Here is a 13,651-nt window from a genome sequence, read left to right on the forward strand (position 1 = left end):
TTAGTCAATTTGGATTACTATTTAAAGTATGCCTTCTTCACCTCTGTTACCGCCCGACTACCTTGATGAGTCGGCGCCACCGTCCGTTTCGCCACACGGGGATGGCTGGCGTCAAGCGCATCTGGGTCATTGGATGAGCCTGGCCTTGCAGCGCTTTGATGCCCGGGTGCTGTCCCTGATGGCGCGCAATGTCCAGGTGCCCTTGGCGCTGTCCAACCTGGCCGCCCGCGGCCAATTGAGCGCCTCGCATGTTCACATCACTCGCCATTTGGCGCTGGAGGGATCCCGGTTGACCGACTTGGCGCAGCGGGCCGGTATGAGCAAACAGGCCATGGGCAAGTTGGTCGACCAGTGCGAGGCCTGGGGTTTGGTCAGCCGCGAAGCCGATGTGCGGGACGCCCGCGCGGTGCGCATTGCGTTCACGCAAGCAGGGCACGCGTGGCTGCAAGCCTATGGGCAAGCCGTGGCTCAGGCCGAGGAGGAACTGCGGGTTGCCGTCGGCCCGGATGTGGCCACCGTGATCTCAATCGGGCTGGAAGCCTACGCGGCTTGACTTACCTCAATTTCTGACCAGAAGGTCCAGAAACAGGAGCGGTTGACAGGCCTAGAATGGCCCAAACAAAGACGGTAGGCGCCTCGCCTTTACCTACATCAAGGAGACAGTCATGCGAATTCTGATTGCTGAGGATGACCAGGTGCTGGCCGATGGCCTGCTGAGAACGCTGCGGGGTTCTGGGGCCGCCGTCGACCACGTGGCCAGTGGTACGGAAGCCGACGCGGCACTGATGACCAACACCGAATTTGACCTGCTGATTCTGGATTTGGGGTTGCCCAAAATGCACGGTCTTGAGGTGTTGAAAAAGCTGCGCGCCCGGGGCTCCGCACTGCCGGTGCTGATCTTGACGGCGGCCGACAGTGTCGAAGAGCGGGTCAAGGGCCTGGATTACGGGGCGGACGACTACATGGCCAAGCCCTTTAGCCTGAGTGAGCTCGAAGCCCGGGTGCGGGCCCTGAGCCGCCGCGGCATGGGGTCGGCCAGTAGCACCATCAAGCATGGCCCACTGGTGTACGACCAGGGCGGCCGGGTGGCAACCATTGACGGTGTCATGGTGGAGTTGTCGGCGCGGGAACTGGGTTTGCTGGAGGTGTTGCTACAGCGCACCGGCCGCCTGGTGAGCAAAGACCAGTTGGTCGAGCGCTTGTGTGAATGGGGCGAAGAGGTCAGCAACAACGCGATTGAGGTCTACATCCACCGCCTGCGCAAGAAGATTGAAAAAGGGCGGATTCGCATCGCCACCGTGCGCGGGCTGGGCTATTGCCTAGAAAAAATACCTGGCTGATGCGGCGCACCCAAGCGTCACCGGTCGTGCGGTGAGGCCATGAATATTTTCCACCGCGAACAGCGGTCCTTGTTCGGAGAAATCCTGGACTGGATGCTGACCCCCTTGCTGCTGCTGTGGCCGGTCAGCTTGGTGTTGACCTGGCTGATTGCGCAAAGCATTGCGGGCAAGCCCTTTGACCGGGCGTTGGAGTACAACGTGGCCGCACTGTCCCAGCTGGTCACCGTCAGTCAAAACAAGGTTCAGTTCAATCTGCCGCTGCCGGCACGGGAGATATTGCGCGCCGGCGACTCCGACATTGTTTATTACCAGGTCCGGGGCGGAAAGGGCGAGTTTTTGAGCGGCGAGCGTGACTTGCCCCTGCCCTCCGAGGACGAAAAGCTGCTTCTTGACGAGATTCGGATTCGGGAGGATGAGATCAATGGCACCAGCGTCAAGGTGGCCTACACCTGGATTCAACTGGAATTGGAGGGGTCCCGCCCGGTGTTGATTCAAGTGGCCGAAACGCTGGAGAAGCGATCAATTTTGGCCACAGAGATTGTCAAAGGCGTGATGCTGCCGCAATTTGTCATTCTCCCGATGGCGGTGTTGCTGGTCTGGTTGGCGCTGGTGCAGGCGATCAAGCCGCTGAATCAACTGGAGGAACGTATTCGTGCCCGCAAGCCCGACGACCTGAGCCCGATCGATGCGGAAGCGGTGCCACTGGAGGTAGCACCGTTGGTTGAGTCCGTTAATGACTTGTTGCTGCGCCTTCAGGACTCCATTGCCACGCAAAAACGATTTCTGGCCGATGCGGCGCATCAACTGAAGACGCCGTTGGCAGGGTTGCGCATGCAGGCGGATCTTGCGCAGCGGGAAGGCGCCAATGCCGAGGAGCTCAAACAGTCCCTGCGCCAAATCGGGCGCGCCAGCATTCGGGCCACCCACACGGTCAATCAATTGCTGGCATTGGCACGCGCGGAAAGCAGTGGTGTGGCCATGCCGCGCAGTCATTGCGACCTGGCCGAACTCACCATGGCGGTGGTGCGTGACTGCGTGCCCCGGGCGATTGAGAAGCACATTGACCTGGGTTATGAAGGCACACAGCCTGGCGACAAGGGCGGACAGTTGGCAGGCAACCCCACTCTGATCAAGGAGCTGATCCGCAATCTGGTGGACAACGCCATCAACTACACGCCATCCACTCAGGGGCAGCCCGGCGTGATCACAGCACGCGTGCTGGTCGATCCCTTTGGTCACACCTTGGTGTTGCAGGTCGAAGACTCCGGCCCCGGCGTGCCCTTGGCGGAGCAAGAGTTGGTGTTTCAGCCCTTTTACCGGGCGCTAGGGACCGAGGCGGATGGTTCGGGCCTGGGTTTGCCCATCGTGATGGAGATCGCCAACCAGCACAACGCCACGGTCAGCCTGGAGGACACCCGGCCAGGCCATGTGAGCCCAGGCGCGCGATTCACCGTTCGCTTTGTCGCCGAGCCTGGAACCACGGTGGGCGCCACCCTGCCTGTCTAGATCAAGGATTAGCGACAGGTGCGCAGGGACTCTCCGCCCAGCAGGGGGCGAATTTCACCAAGTCTGGCCCGCAGCACGTCGTCAACAGTGGGCAGGCGAAGAATCTCACCCCGCTCCTCGGTGCGTTCTTGCACCAATTTGGCCGACTTCACGCCGCGTCCGGTCAGATCCTTGAGGCTGTCTTTGGCGGCTTCCTGAGTGTCGAAAGTGCCCAGGGACAGGCCCGGCTGCAGGGACGGCAAGGTCAAGGACAGCGGAAACACCTTCACATTGAGAGCCAGCAGCTCAGCGCGTTTGCGGGCCTGAAATTCTGCGCTGGGAAATTTCCCCATGTAAATGATCCAGCGTTCAGGCGTGATCACCGGCTCCAGGACCCACGACCCGGTTGGCCAGGAGCTGGTCTGCAGCGAGTCGCGCAACTGGGCGCTGACGGTTGCATTCAACAAACCGGTTTGCAGGCACTCAGTGGGTTTGGGGGCGGGGCGCGCAGCCAGCTCGGCTTGACGGGCCTCTTGGGGTGAAATCAGTCGAATCAGGTCGGGTTTGATTTGCTGCGTCATGCGGTGCGGCTCCGTCTGCTGCATGGGGCCGTAGCCCAATTCGAGCAACAGTCCTTCGGACCACGCGAAGTAGGCGCCGTTGAGCAAGATCAGTATCAGAACAATGAATCGCAGCATGGGTAAATGGGGTTCCGTTCCCGCTTAAAAGTGCTCGTAGGGCGGTGGGCTCAGGGGCCGCACGCTGACCTCAGAACTGGTGACTTTCTGCAAGCCTTGGGGGGTGTCTACCTGCAGTGCGCCCTGGCTGTCCACCCCGTGTGCCATGCCAGTCATGCCATCGCTCAAGGTCACGGCCAAGCCATCCAATGCGTCGCGCGCGTTGAATCGGGTTTGAAACGGCGAGAAGCCGTGGTGTTCAAACTGCTGAATCGTGCGCACCAACGTAGGAATTAGCCGTAGCAGCGCCTGTGGGGCGGTCAGCCCTGGCAGCACCTCGCCCAGCCACGCAGGAGGGGTTGATAGCCCGCTGGCGTCCCGCGGTAGCAGATTGATCCCAATGCCAATCACGGCATAACGCTGATCACCCAGGCTCGCCGTTTCGATCAATATGCCTGCCAGCTTGCGGTCGCGCAGCCACACATCGTTGGGCCATTTGAGCCGCAAATCAGCATGCAGGCTTTCCACCACGCTCAAACCCACCGCCAGGGAGAGTCCCGACCAGTCTTGGGGCGCCAAGGGCAGGCCAAGCGAAAAGGTGAGGGATTGGGCGCTCGCCGCGCCTTCGTCGCTGTGCCAGTCGCGTCCCAGTCGGCCACGACCCGCCGTTTGCTGCTCGGCCACCAGCAAGATCGGCTCCAGCTGGCCAGTGCGGGCACGGCGCATCAACTCGGTATTGGTGGAATCAATCTGGGGCAACACCTCCACGGTAAAACCAGGCAGTTGGGGGGCCACAGACTCCCAAATTGCTTCTGCCGGCCATTGAATGGGGTGCGTCATGGCGGGCTTTCAGCGGCGGCCGCGCTTGGGGGCCAATAGGGTGCCGCGGCAGTCAGGGGCGCCGCACCAGCAGGGGTACTGCGCTTTGAGCTTGGCGGTGTAGCGCTCGTCAATCATCAGGCCGTAATCGTAGTTCAGCTCTTCACCGGCCGGGATGTTGCGCAGGGCTTTGATGAAGACGCGGCCATCCTCTTCTTCGGCTTCACAGTTTGGGTCGCAGGCGTGGTTGATCCAGCGCGAGGAGTTGCCGCCATACAAGGCGTCTATGACGCGCTCCTCGTCGACGTGGAAGTAAAACGTGTGGTTAGGGTTGGTCGGGTCGTGCGGGTGGCGGCTTTGCGCCTCTGGCCAGCTGATGACTTCCCCCACATATTCAATCAGGGTCTCCCCCTCGGCAATGTTAACCAGCGCAAACATGCCTTTGCCATGAACGCCGGAACGGCGAGTTTGAATGCGGCGGGCGGGAGTCGTCATGGTTTTGGGGGACCCGGCAAAAATTTGGTATCGTGAACTCGTATGAGCGTGCGTGTGTGCGCTCACCTGTGTGTGCGAGCGTGTGTGCGCCCGCGAGAAAAGGGATTGTAGTCAGATGAAAACATTGGTAATTGCCGAGAAGCCGTCCGTGGCACAAGACATCGTGCGGGCACTCACGCCCGTGGCGGGCAAGTTCGAGAAATTTGACGAGCATTTCGAGAATGACAAATACGTGGTGACGAGTGCGGTCGGCCACCTGGTGGAGATCCAGGCGCCTGAGGAGTTTGACGTCAAACGGGGCAAGTGGAGCTTTGCCAACCTGCCGGTGATTCCGCCGCACTTCGACCTGAAGCCGATGGACAAGACCAAGACGCGGCTTAACGCCATCGTCAAGCAAGCCAAGCGCAAAGACGTGGATGCTTTCATCAACGCCTGTGACGCGGGCCGCGAAGGGGAGTTGATCTTTCGCCTGATCCAGCAGTACAGCAAGGTCAAGCTGCCGGTTCAGCGGCTGTGGCTGCAGTCCATGACGCCGCAAGCCATTCGTGACGGCTTTGACGCCCTGCGCAGCGACGCGCAAATGCTGCCGCTGGCCGACGCCGCCCGCTGCCGCAGTGAGGCCGACTGGTTGGTCGGCATCAATGGCACGCGCGCCATGACGGCGTTCAACTCCCGCGATGGTGGTTTCTTTCTCACCACGGTGGGCCGGGTACAGACCCCGACGCTGTCCGTGGTGGTGGAGCGCGAAGAGAAAATCCGCAAGTTCGTCAGCCGCGACTACTTTGAAGTGCACGCCACCTTTGGCGCCGAAGCCGGTGAATACAACGCCAAGTGGTTTGACCCCGCCTGGAAAAAAGCCGCTGCCAATGCCGCTGCCGGTAACACCGCGGAGCCAGACGCCGAGTTGAGGGCAGATCGCCTGTGGCAACAGCATGAGGCCCAAGCCATTGCCAACGCCGTGCGTGGCCAAAAAGCCAGCGTCACCGAAGAGAGCAAGCCCACCACCCAGACCTCGCCCCAGCTGTTCGACTTGACCAGCTTGCAGCGCGAAGCCAACGGCAAGTTTGGCTTCTCGGCCAAGACCACGCTGTCGATTGCCCAAAGCCTGTATGAGCGCCACAAGGCTTTGACCTACCCACGAACCGACTCGCGCGCCTTGCCCGAAGACTATGTGCCGGTGGTTAAAGACACGTTCAAGATGCTGGCCGACAGCGGCATGAAGCACCTGGCCCCCCACGCCTTGACCGCCTTAAACGGCAACTACGTCAAGCCGAACAAGCGCATCTTTGACAACAGCAAGGTGAGCGATCACTTTGCCATCATCCCCACGCTGCAGGCGCCTAGCGGCTTGTCCGAGGCGGAACAAAAGGTGTACGACCTGGTGGTGCGCCGTTTCATGGCCGTGTTCTTTCCCAGCGCCGAATACCAGATCACCACTCGCATCTCCAAGGTACAGCAGCATCACTTCAAAACCGAAGGCAAAGTGCTGGTGCGCCCTGGCTGGTTGGCCATTTACGGCAAAGAAGCTCAGGACGAGGTCAAGGAAGGCGACGAAAAGAATCCTGCCAACCTGGTGCCCGTGAAGCCCGGCGAGTTGGTCAACACCGTGGCAGTGGACCCCAAAGGCCTTAAAACCCGCCCTCCCGCGCGTTACTCGGAGGCGACCTTGCTAGGCGCCATGGAGAGCGCGGGCAAGACCGTGACGGACGAGGAGCTGCGCGATGCCATGAAAGAGAAGGGGCTGGGCACACCAGCGACCCGCTCCAGCATCATCGAGGGTTTGATTGCTGAGAAATACATGCTGCGCGAGGGTCGCGAGTTGATTCCAACAGCCAAGGCCTTTCAGCTGATGACGCTGTTGCGCGGCCTGGGCGTGGAAGAGCTCTCCAAAGCCGAGCTCACAGGCGAGTGGGAATACAAGCTGTCGCAAATGGAGCTGGGCCTGCTGAGCCGCGACACCTTCATGGCCGAAATCGCCGCCATGACCGAGCGCATGGTCAAGAAGGCCAAGGAATACGACCGCGAGACCATTCCCGGTGACTACGCCACCCTGGCAGCCCCGTGTCCCACTTGCGGCGGCGTCATTCGTGAAAACTACCGTCGCTACACCTGCATGGGCAAGACTGGCCAGGAAGACGGCTGTGGCTTCTCCTTTGGCAAGTCACCCGCCGGGCGCACCTTTGAGGTGGCCGAAGTGGAGCAGTTCCTGCGCGATGGCAAGATTGGCCCCTTGGACGGCTTCCGCTCCAAGGCGGGATGGCCTTTCACGGCCGAGATGATTATCAAGCTGGACGAAGAGACCAAGATTTACAAGCTGGAGTTTGACTTTGGCGATGACAAGAAGGCCGAAGAGTCGGGCGAGTTGATTGATTTCACCGGAAAAGAGACCTTGGGCGCCTGCCCTAAATGCGGCAGCGCCGTGTTCGAGCATGGCAAGAACTACGTCTGTGAAAAAGCCGTGCCCACTTTGGCGCAGCCGACCCCGAGTTGTGACTTCAAGAGCGGCCAGATCATCCTGCAGCAACCCGTTGAGCGCGAGCAAATGAGCAAGTTGCTGGCCACCGGCAAGACCGACATGCTGGAGAAGTTTGTCTCCATGCGCACCCGCCGGGGCTTCAAAGCCATGCTGGCGTGGGACGCCGAAGCCGGCAAGGTGAATTTTGAGTTCGCACCCAGCAAGTTCCCGCCGCGCAAGACCGCAGCCGGTAAACCCGCTGCCGCCAGGAAAACAGCGGCCAAAACCACCAAAGCGCCTGCCAAGAAGACCGCTGCCGCCAAGGTCGCCAAGCCCAAAGCGCCACGCAAAACCACTGCCGCCAGTGGCAAGCAGCCCAGTGCCGAATTGGCCGCCGTGATTGGCAGCGAAGCCGTGGCGCGGCCTCAGGTCATCAAAAAGTTGTGGGATTACATTAAGGCCAACAACCTGCAAGACGCCGCCAACAAGCGCGCCATCAACGCGGATGACAAGTTGTTGCCGGTTTTTGGCAAGCCGCAAATCACCATGTTTGAGTTGACGGGCATTGTCGGCAAGCACCTGAGCTGAGGTTGAGTTTTGTATAAGAAAATGACCTCCAGCCCTCTATTTACCTGCGCAAGTAGCTATGGTTTGAGTAGCGTTTGTGACTGGCGCGCAGGCCGCTCAGCCTGAGGGCCGACAAGGTTCCCATCATGGTGACGCTTCGCAACGCGGTCTCACTGATTGCCATGGCGGCGGTGGTGTTGGGCGCCTGGTTGGCGCCACTCGATGCGCCGGCCACCGCCCAGGTGGAGGCGGGCTTGAAGCGCGCCCTGATCAGCTTTGCGGCTGCCCGAGCACTCAATGGCGTGATATCGGTGGCGCAAGGTACGGAGGTCTCTTTGCAGCCACTGGGCGTGGGCGTCACACTGGCGCCGGGCCAGTTGCTGGACCCCATCAATGACTTGGTCGAACAGTTCTCCAACCTGATGCTGATGGCCAGTGTGGCCTTTGGCGTGCAAAAAGTGCTGATCGCCATTGGCGGCTACTGGGTGATTTCGCTGTGGGTGAGTGGCGCCGCCTTGGGCTGGACCTTGTGGCGCATGCGCCTAACCCGGGTTCCGCCGTGGTTGACCTGCCTGCTGGTGGCGGGGCTGATGCTGCGTTTTGCGATTCCCGTGGCCACGCTGGGCAGCGACATGCTTTGGCAAAAGTTTCTGGCCAGTGACTACGAGGCCAGTCAGCAGGTGATTCAAACCGCCACGGGCCAGGTGGCCGAGCTGAATCCGCCAGAGGTCAAGGCGGTCAACGAGCCCGGTTGGATCGAGCGGATGAAGGGCTGGGTGTCGACCAACGGCGACGTGAAACTGAGTTTTGAGCGCCTGAAGCAGGCGGCAGAGCAAGCGGTTGATCACATGATCAAACTCATCGTGATCTTTACCCTGCAAACGATGGTGATTCCGCTGGGCCTGATGTGGGGCCTGTTGGCCCTGGCCAAGGCGGCATTGAGGCCGCCTTTTCGCCCTTAATCGGGGGCTGCTCCCCCGATCAGGTCGTTACTTCCAGCGGATGGGCTCGATGTCCACCGTGGTGTTGCCGTCGCTCAGCATCAAAGCGCCCTCCTGAATCGTCGCCTGCAGCTGCATGCTGCGTTGCGCCAGAGGAATCAGGGCTTGTGAGGCCAGCGTGGGCACGCGAAACACACTCAGGTTCTTTGGGCGCGACAGCTTGTTTTCCATGGTGCGCCACCAGACTTCGGCTGCATGGTTAAAGCAGTACAGGACCACCTCGTCGGCCTTGCCGCAGGCTTTGAGCAGCGGTTTGTCTTCGGGTTGACCGACTTCCATCCAGAGCCGGGTCTGGCCGGTGAAGTCGCGCAGCCAGACATCGGGTTCATCCGGATCCGACAGGCCAGCACCAAACGCCAATGTCCCGTCCCCGTTGCACACTGATTGCAGCTTGTAGGCCTGCAAGGCCAAAGCGCACAGGCGAACCATCATGCGTTCGTCGGTTTCACTCGGGTGGCGGGCCAGCGTGAGCGCATGGTCGGCGTAATAGGCGTGGTCAATGTCTGCAATTTGCAGACTGGCCTTGAAGATGGTGGCTTTGATCGCCATCCTAGATGCGACGCGCCAATTCGGCCGCTTTGCCGGTGTAACTGCCTGGTGTCATCGCCATCAGGCGGACTTTTTCTTCTTCGGGCAAGTCGAGTTTGGCGATGAAGCCTTGCATCAACTCGCGCGTCATGGGCGCACCGCGGGTGAATTCCTTCAACTGTTCGTAGGGCTGCGGCAAGCCAAAGCGGCGCATCACGGTTTGAATCGGCTCGGCCAGTACTTCCCAAGATGAATCCAAATCGGCCGCGATGGCCGTGGCGTTGAGTTCGAGCTTGCCCAGACCCACATGCAGCGACTGGTAAGCCAGTACGGCGTACCCCAGTGCCACACCCATATTGCGCAGCACCGTGCTGTCAGTCAGGTCACGCTGCCAGCGGCTGATGGGCAACTTTTCGCTTAAGTGGCGGAGCACGGCATTCGCCATGCCCAGGTTGCCTTCGGCGTTTTCAAAATCAATCGGGTTGACTTTGTGCGGCATGGTCGACGAGCCGACTTCGCCTTCTTTGAGCCTCTGCTTGAAGTAACCCAGGGACACATAACCCCAAACGTCACGCGACCAATCGATCAGGATGGTGTTGGTGCGCGCGATCGCGTCAAACAACTCGGCCATGTAGTCGTGGGGTTCGATCTGGATGCTGTAGGGCTGGAAGGTCAAGCCCAGACCCAGTGGCTCAGGGGTTTCAATGACTTTTTTGCTGAACGCTTCCCAGTCGAAATCTGGCCAGGCTGACAGGTGGGCGTTGTAGTTGCCAACGGCACCATTCATTTTGGCCATCAGCGGGATGTTGGCAATCTTCTCACGGGCGTTCACCAGTCGAACCACAACATTGGCCACTTCCTTGCCGACTGTGGTCGGGCTGGCTGTTTGACCATGGGTACGGCTGAGCATGGGAATGTCGGCAAACGCCAGCGCCATTTCGCGCATTTTCAGAATGATGGCGTCCAATGCGGGCAATAGCACCAGGTCGCGTCCGCTCTTCAACTGCAAAGCGTGGCTGGTGTTGTTGATGTCTTCGCTGGTACATGCAAAGTGCACGAATTCGCCTGCAGCTTCCAGCTCGGGGCGTGCTTCAAACTTCGATTTGATCCAGTATTCGACCGCCTTGACGTCGTGATTGGTCTTCTTTTCGATCAACTTGATGGCCTCGCCATCGGCTTCAGAGAAGTGTTTGACCAAACCCATGAGGTAAGTGCGCGCACCTGGTGACAGGGGCTTGAATTCAGCAAAGCCGCAGTCGCTCAGTGAAATGAACCACGCCACCTCCACCTGCACACGGCGCTGCATATAGCCCAATTCGCTCATGGCGGGGCGGAGTTTGGCAAGCTTGGCGGCATAGCGGCCGTCCAGCGGAGAAAGGGCGGAAATAGCGGAGGAAGTCATGGCCGGATTGTAGGTTGAGCGCCGGGAGATGACCATCTTCACCTGCTGGTAAACCCCAGTGGCTAGAATCACTAACCTTGCATACTCAGAAGACCCATGAAACTAATCGGCTCCACCTCCAGTCCCTATGTGCGAAAAGTACGCGTTGTCCTGGCTGAAAAAAAGCTTGACTGCGACTTTGTGCGCGAGGACGTCTGGGCGGCACAGACCACCATCGGTGATGCCAACCCATTGGGCAAGGTGCCTTGCCTGATCATGGAAGGGGCTGAAGCCCTGTTTGACTCACGCGTGATTGTCGAATACCTGGACACCTTGTCACCGGTGGGTAAGCTAATTCCAGCCCAGGGGCGGGACCGGGCAGAAATCAAGACTTGGGAAGCATTGGCGGATGGCGTGCTGGACGCCTCCATTCTGGCGCGGCTCGAGGCCACATGGGGTGGACGGGACGAGGCGCATCGCAGCCAGGCCTGGATCGACCGCCAAATGAGCAAGGTGCACGCCGCACTGAAGTCCATGAGCCAGGGCTTGGGGGACAAGCCTTTTTGTGCTGGCATTCACCTCACATTGGCCGATATCTCTGTGGGTTGTGCCTTGGGCTATCTGGATTTCCGCTTTCCCGAGATCAATTGGCGCGCAGACCACCCCAATTTGCTTAAATTGCATGACAAGCTGATGCTGCGCACCAGCTTCATTGATACCCAACCTGTCTGAACGAGGGCTTTGCGCCCTTACCAGGGACGATCTGAGGCGTCAGGTTTGCTCAGCACCAGCAATCGCTCCAAGTTGAGCCCTACCTTGACCTCCCGATGGGCCACACTGGCCACAATGCGGTAGTCGGGTTGCTGGGTGTCACGCACCATCATTTCCCCGGTAGGCATCCCCTCTTTGTTGATCAATACTGCGACCCGAGGGGTGGTGGTGTTGGCACCGCGCTTGATCACGACGGCCAATTCATTGTTGTTGAGTCGGACAAATGAGCCCGGCGAGTAGATGCCAACAGTTTTGATAAGTGCTGCGCCTGCCTCGTCTATCTGACGCGATTCATCGAAATAGCAAGCCTTCATGGCCGCCGTTGAGGTGGCAGGTACCCTTCCGGCGCGGGGGGCCAGGCAGGCAGCGAACACATCGGCGCGTTGAATCAGGCGGGCAATACGCTGTCCTTGGGTGCGGGAGGCCAAGGGGCCGGTGACCTTGCTGTGATGATCCAACACGGCTTCCAGCCACACCTGGTCCGTCACGCCAAACTGTTCCAGCAGCACAACCGAGCGAATGGCATGCTGACCGACTTGGCGCTTTTGCTCGACGCCGAGTTGCTCTTTCTGCTGCGCCAGTCTGTCCTGCAACTCGGTCATGCCCAGGTTCATGGTCAAGGCCGCCTTGCATAGCGTCGGCTCAATGGAGGCCGGCCATTTCAGGACCTCACGGGCGGCAACGCTGCACATGACGGCCACTAGCAGCGCGTGGGTGGCGCTGTACATCTTGACTTCACTGCTGGAGAGGTGAATCAGTGCCAGTAGTGCGCCGTCCGGGTTGACTCGGGTCTGGTAGCTGAGCTGTGCCTGCAACTTCTCCAGGCGAGGCAGAAAGGTGGCCGGATTCTTGTCGCGCAGCATGGCATGGGCTTGCGACTGCAAATCCAGCCAGTCGGCCTCGTTGTTATCGGTCACATCCCGGGCGGCGGCCATCTCAAAACTGGAGAACTGGCTGTCGGCAATTTGCCCCAGCGGAATGTCGTCCCGCACCAAGTCGTGCAATTTGTTCATATAGGCCCGCCGATGTACCTCGGACTCGGCGGTGTCGATGTAAATGGTTCGCGGCTGGCCTGTCGCGCTTGCCAGTTCATCGCGACTGACTAGAACAAACCCCTTTTGAGCCAGCAACACACCTTCCCTGTCCCACAGTGAGTAGGGCAGAGGTTGGCCTATGGACAGTGCGTCAACGCTGATGGGGGTGAGTTTCATGGGGATTCGAAATTATGCGCAGAGAGAGGCGAGCGTCGCAACACCCGAGGATAAATGATAGCGCCCACCTGATAGCATCCTCGCCATGACTGACTTACCCCCCATTTCTGCGTTTACGGACGTCAACGCCCTGTCCGACAAAATCTGCAGTCGTCAGAGTCTGATGGCTCGCGCCTCTCAGTTGCCCCGCCCAATAGTGTTCACCAATGGCGTGTTCGATGTCCTGCATCGGGGGCACGTGATGTATCTGGCGCAAGCCCGAGCCTTGGGGGGCAGTTTGGTGGTTGCCCTGAACACCGACGATTCGGCGCGTCGTTTGGGCAAAGGGCCTGACCGTCCCTTGAACAATGACGCAGATCGCGCATATGTCATGGCCGCCTTGGCCTCAACCAGCTTGGTGACTTGGTTTGATGAAGACACGCCATTGGAGTTGATCGAGGCGCTCAAGCCCGATATTTTGGTTAAAGGCGGTGACTACGATATGAGCAAGCTCGCTGAAACCCGGGTGGTGGAGTCCTATGGAGGGCGTGCCTTGGCCTTGCCATTTGTGGATGGTTATTCAACGACGGCATTGGTACATAAAATTCGCCAGGGTTAGGTGGATGAGCGTGTTTTCGTGAGCCAGCGTATCGTGATGCAACGAGCTTCATTAGTCAGACAGATGGGAGAAGCCTTGCAGTCATGCGGCTTTCATTGGAGATGTCCCGCGTTAGACTGACCCTCCCCGCCTGACGGCAACGCGTCTATGGCACCGGGAAGGGGCCCACCCAGGAAGTAGGTCAGGTGGGAAATATTTGAGAGGGCGAACAAAAATCGGGAAGCATCGCTCACCCGGGTTGCGACAGTTCAAGCGCCACCGCATCTCACATCAATCTAAAAAATACAAGGAGACATTCAATGAGCTTATCCCATTTCAGTGCG

12 protein-coding genes and 1 pseudogene are annotated in these 13,651 nt (G+C 59.6%); 7 read left to right on the top strand and 6 right to left on the bottom strand.

The genetic code is table 11. The features are described 5' to 3' along the window. The first annotated feature begins 28 nt into the window (after positions 1 to 28). The 3 genes from J8G15_RS16000 to J8G15_RS16010 all read left to right on the top strand — a co-directional run bounded on the left by J8G15_RS16000 (position 29) and on the right by J8G15_RS16010 (position 2,846). Positions 29 to 553 (top strand): MarR family winged helix-turn-helix transcriptional regulator, encoded by a 525-nt coding sequence (locus tag J8G15_RS16000; protein ID WP_210543337.1) that lies wholly within the window; start codon positions 29 to 31, stop codon positions 551 to 553. Between the two features lie 112 nt (positions 554 to 665). Further along, positions 666 to 1,340: a response regulator transcription factor gene (locus J8G15_RS16005; RefSeq protein WP_210543339.1), complete on the top strand. Its 675-nt coding sequence runs from the start codon at positions 666 to 668 to the stop codon at positions 1,338 to 1,340. 39 nt (positions 1,341 to 1,379) lie between these two features. After that, positions 1,380 to 2,846, top strand: coding sequence for a sensor histidine kinase (locus J8G15_RS16010; protein ID WP_210543340.1), 1,467 nt, complete (start codon positions 1,380 to 1,382; stop codon positions 2,844 to 2,846). An 8-nt stretch (positions 2,847 to 2,854) separates the two neighbouring features. On the opposite strand, the gene J8G15_RS16015 is transcribed toward J8G15_RS16010, so the two are convergent. The 3 genes and pseudogenes from J8G15_RS16015 to J8G15_RS16025 form a co-directional block, all read right to left on the bottom strand. Further along, on the bottom strand, positions 2,855 to 3,523 hold the full coding sequence (locus J8G15_RS16015) for an SPOR domain-containing protein (RefSeq protein WP_210543343.1): 669 nt from the start codon (positions 3,521 to 3,523) through the stop codon (positions 2,855 to 2,857). Positions 3,524 to 3,547: 24 nt separating this feature from the next. After that, positions 3,548 to 4,342 carry a biotin--[acetyl-CoA-carboxylase] ligase gene (locus J8G15_RS16020; protein WP_210543345.1) on the bottom strand — a complete coding sequence of 265 codons (795 nt, stop codon included), beginning with the start codon at positions 4,340 to 4,342 and terminating at the stop codon, positions 3,548 to 3,550. 18 nt (positions 4,343 to 4,360) lie between these two features. Next, positions 4,361 to 4,816: pseudogene (locus J8G15_RS16025) on the bottom strand (SET domain-containing protein); the annotation flags it as partial. Between the two features lie 115 nt (positions 4,817 to 4,931). Here J8G15_RS16025 and J8G15_RS16030 point away from each other — a divergent pair. Beyond that, positions 4,932 to 7,859, top strand: coding sequence for a DNA topoisomerase III (locus J8G15_RS16030; protein ID WP_210543348.1), 2,928 nt, complete (start codon positions 4,932 to 4,934; stop codon positions 7,857 to 7,859). Between the two features lie 125 nt (positions 7,860 to 7,984). Continuing rightward, the gene (locus J8G15_RS16035; protein ID WP_240538331.1) at positions 7,985 to 8,800 is read left to right on the top strand and encodes a hypothetical protein; all 816 of its coding nucleotides are present in this window, start codon (positions 7,985 to 7,987) and stop codon (positions 8,798 to 8,800) included. A 27-nt stretch (positions 8,801 to 8,827) separates the two neighbouring features. Here J8G15_RS16035 and J8G15_RS16040 read toward each other — a convergent pair whose 3' ends face one another. Both J8G15_RS16040 and purB read right to left on the bottom strand, forming a co-directional pair. Beyond that, positions 8,828 to 9,388: a YaeQ family protein gene (locus J8G15_RS16040; protein ID WP_210543350.1), complete on the bottom strand. Its 561-nt coding sequence runs from the start codon at positions 9,386 to 9,388 to the stop codon at positions 8,828 to 8,830. Position 9,389: 1 nt separating this feature from the next. Then, positions 9,390 to 10,769 carry an adenylosuccinate lyase gene (gene purB, locus J8G15_RS16045; RefSeq protein ID WP_210543352.1) on the bottom strand — a complete coding sequence of 460 codons (1,380 nt, stop codon included), beginning with the start codon at positions 10,767 to 10,769 and terminating at the stop codon, positions 9,390 to 9,392. Between the two features lie 96 nt (positions 10,770 to 10,865). Here purB and J8G15_RS16050 point away from each other — a divergent pair, with 96 nt between their 5' ends. Then, positions 10,866 to 11,480, top strand: a complete 615-nt coding sequence (locus tag J8G15_RS16050) for a glutathione S-transferase C-terminal domain-containing protein (RefSeq protein WP_210543354.1) — start codon at positions 10,866 to 10,868, stop codon at positions 11,478 to 11,480. Between the two features lie 17 nt (positions 11,481 to 11,497). On the opposite strand, the gene J8G15_RS16055 is transcribed toward J8G15_RS16050, so the two are convergent. Then, complete coding sequence (locus tag J8G15_RS16055; protein WP_240538332.1) at positions 11,498 to 12,730, bottom strand: HD-GYP domain-containing protein; 1,233 nt, start codon at positions 12,728 to 12,730, stop codon at positions 11,498 to 11,500. Between the two features lie 85 nt (positions 12,731 to 12,815). Here J8G15_RS16055 and rfaE2 point away from each other — a divergent pair, with 85 nt between their 5' ends. After that, positions 12,816 to 13,328: a D-glycero-beta-D-manno-heptose 1-phosphate adenylyltransferase gene (gene rfaE2 / locus J8G15_RS16060; RefSeq protein ID WP_210543355.1), complete on the top strand. Its 513-nt coding sequence runs from the start codon at positions 12,816 to 12,818 to the stop codon at positions 13,326 to 13,328. Positions 13,329 to 13,651 lie beyond the last annotated feature (323 nt).

Source organism: Rhodoferax sp. PAMC 29310 (assembly GCF_017948265.1).
Classification (GTDB): Bacteria; Pseudomonadota; Gammaproteobacteria; order Burkholderiales; family Burkholderiaceae_C; genus Rhodoferax.

Bases quoted from the DNA above. Each gene is read 5' to 3' on its own strand.
- J8G15_RS16000 (WP_210543337.1), top strand. From the start codon at position 29: ATGCCTTCTTCACCTCTGTTACCGCCCGACTACCTTGATGAGTCGGCG.
- J8G15_RS16005 (WP_210543339.1), top strand. From the start codon at position 666: ATGCGAATTCTGATTGCTGAGGATGACCAGGTGCTGGCCGATGGCCTG.
- J8G15_RS16010 (WP_210543340.1), top strand. From the start codon at position 1,380: ATGAATATTTTCCACCGCGAACAGCGGTCCTTGTTCGGAGAAATCCTG.
- J8G15_RS16015 (WP_210543343.1), bottom strand. From the start codon at position 3,523: ATGCTGCGATTCATTGTTCTGATACTGATCTTGCTCAACGGCGCCTAC.
- J8G15_RS16020 (WP_210543345.1), bottom strand. From the start codon at position 4,342: ATGACGCACCCCATTCAATGGCCGGCAGAAGCAATTTGGGAGTCTGTG.
- J8G15_RS16030 (WP_210543348.1), top strand. From the start codon at position 4,932: ATGAAAACATTGGTAATTGCCGAGAAGCCGTCCGTGGCACAAGACATC.
- J8G15_RS16035 (WP_240538331.1), top strand. From the start codon at position 7,985: ATGGTGACGCTTCGCAACGCGGTCTCACTGATTGCCATGGCGGCGGTG.
- J8G15_RS16040 (WP_210543350.1), bottom strand. From the start codon at position 9,388: ATGGCGATCAAAGCCACCATCTTCAAGGCCAGTCTGCAAATTGCAGAC.
- purB (WP_210543352.1), bottom strand. From the start codon at position 10,769: ATGACTTCCTCCGCTATTTCCGCCCTTTCTCCGCTGGACGGCCGCTAT.
- J8G15_RS16050 (WP_210543354.1), top strand. From the start codon at position 10,866: ATGAAACTAATCGGCTCCACCTCCAGTCCCTATGTGCGAAAAGTACGC.
- J8G15_RS16055 (WP_240538332.1), bottom strand. From the start codon at position 12,730: ATGAAACTCACCCCCATCAGCGTTGACGCACTGTCCATAGGCCAACCT.
- rfaE2 (WP_210543355.1), top strand. From the start codon at position 12,816: ATGACTGACTTACCCCCCATTTCTGCGTTTACGGACGTCAACGCCCTG.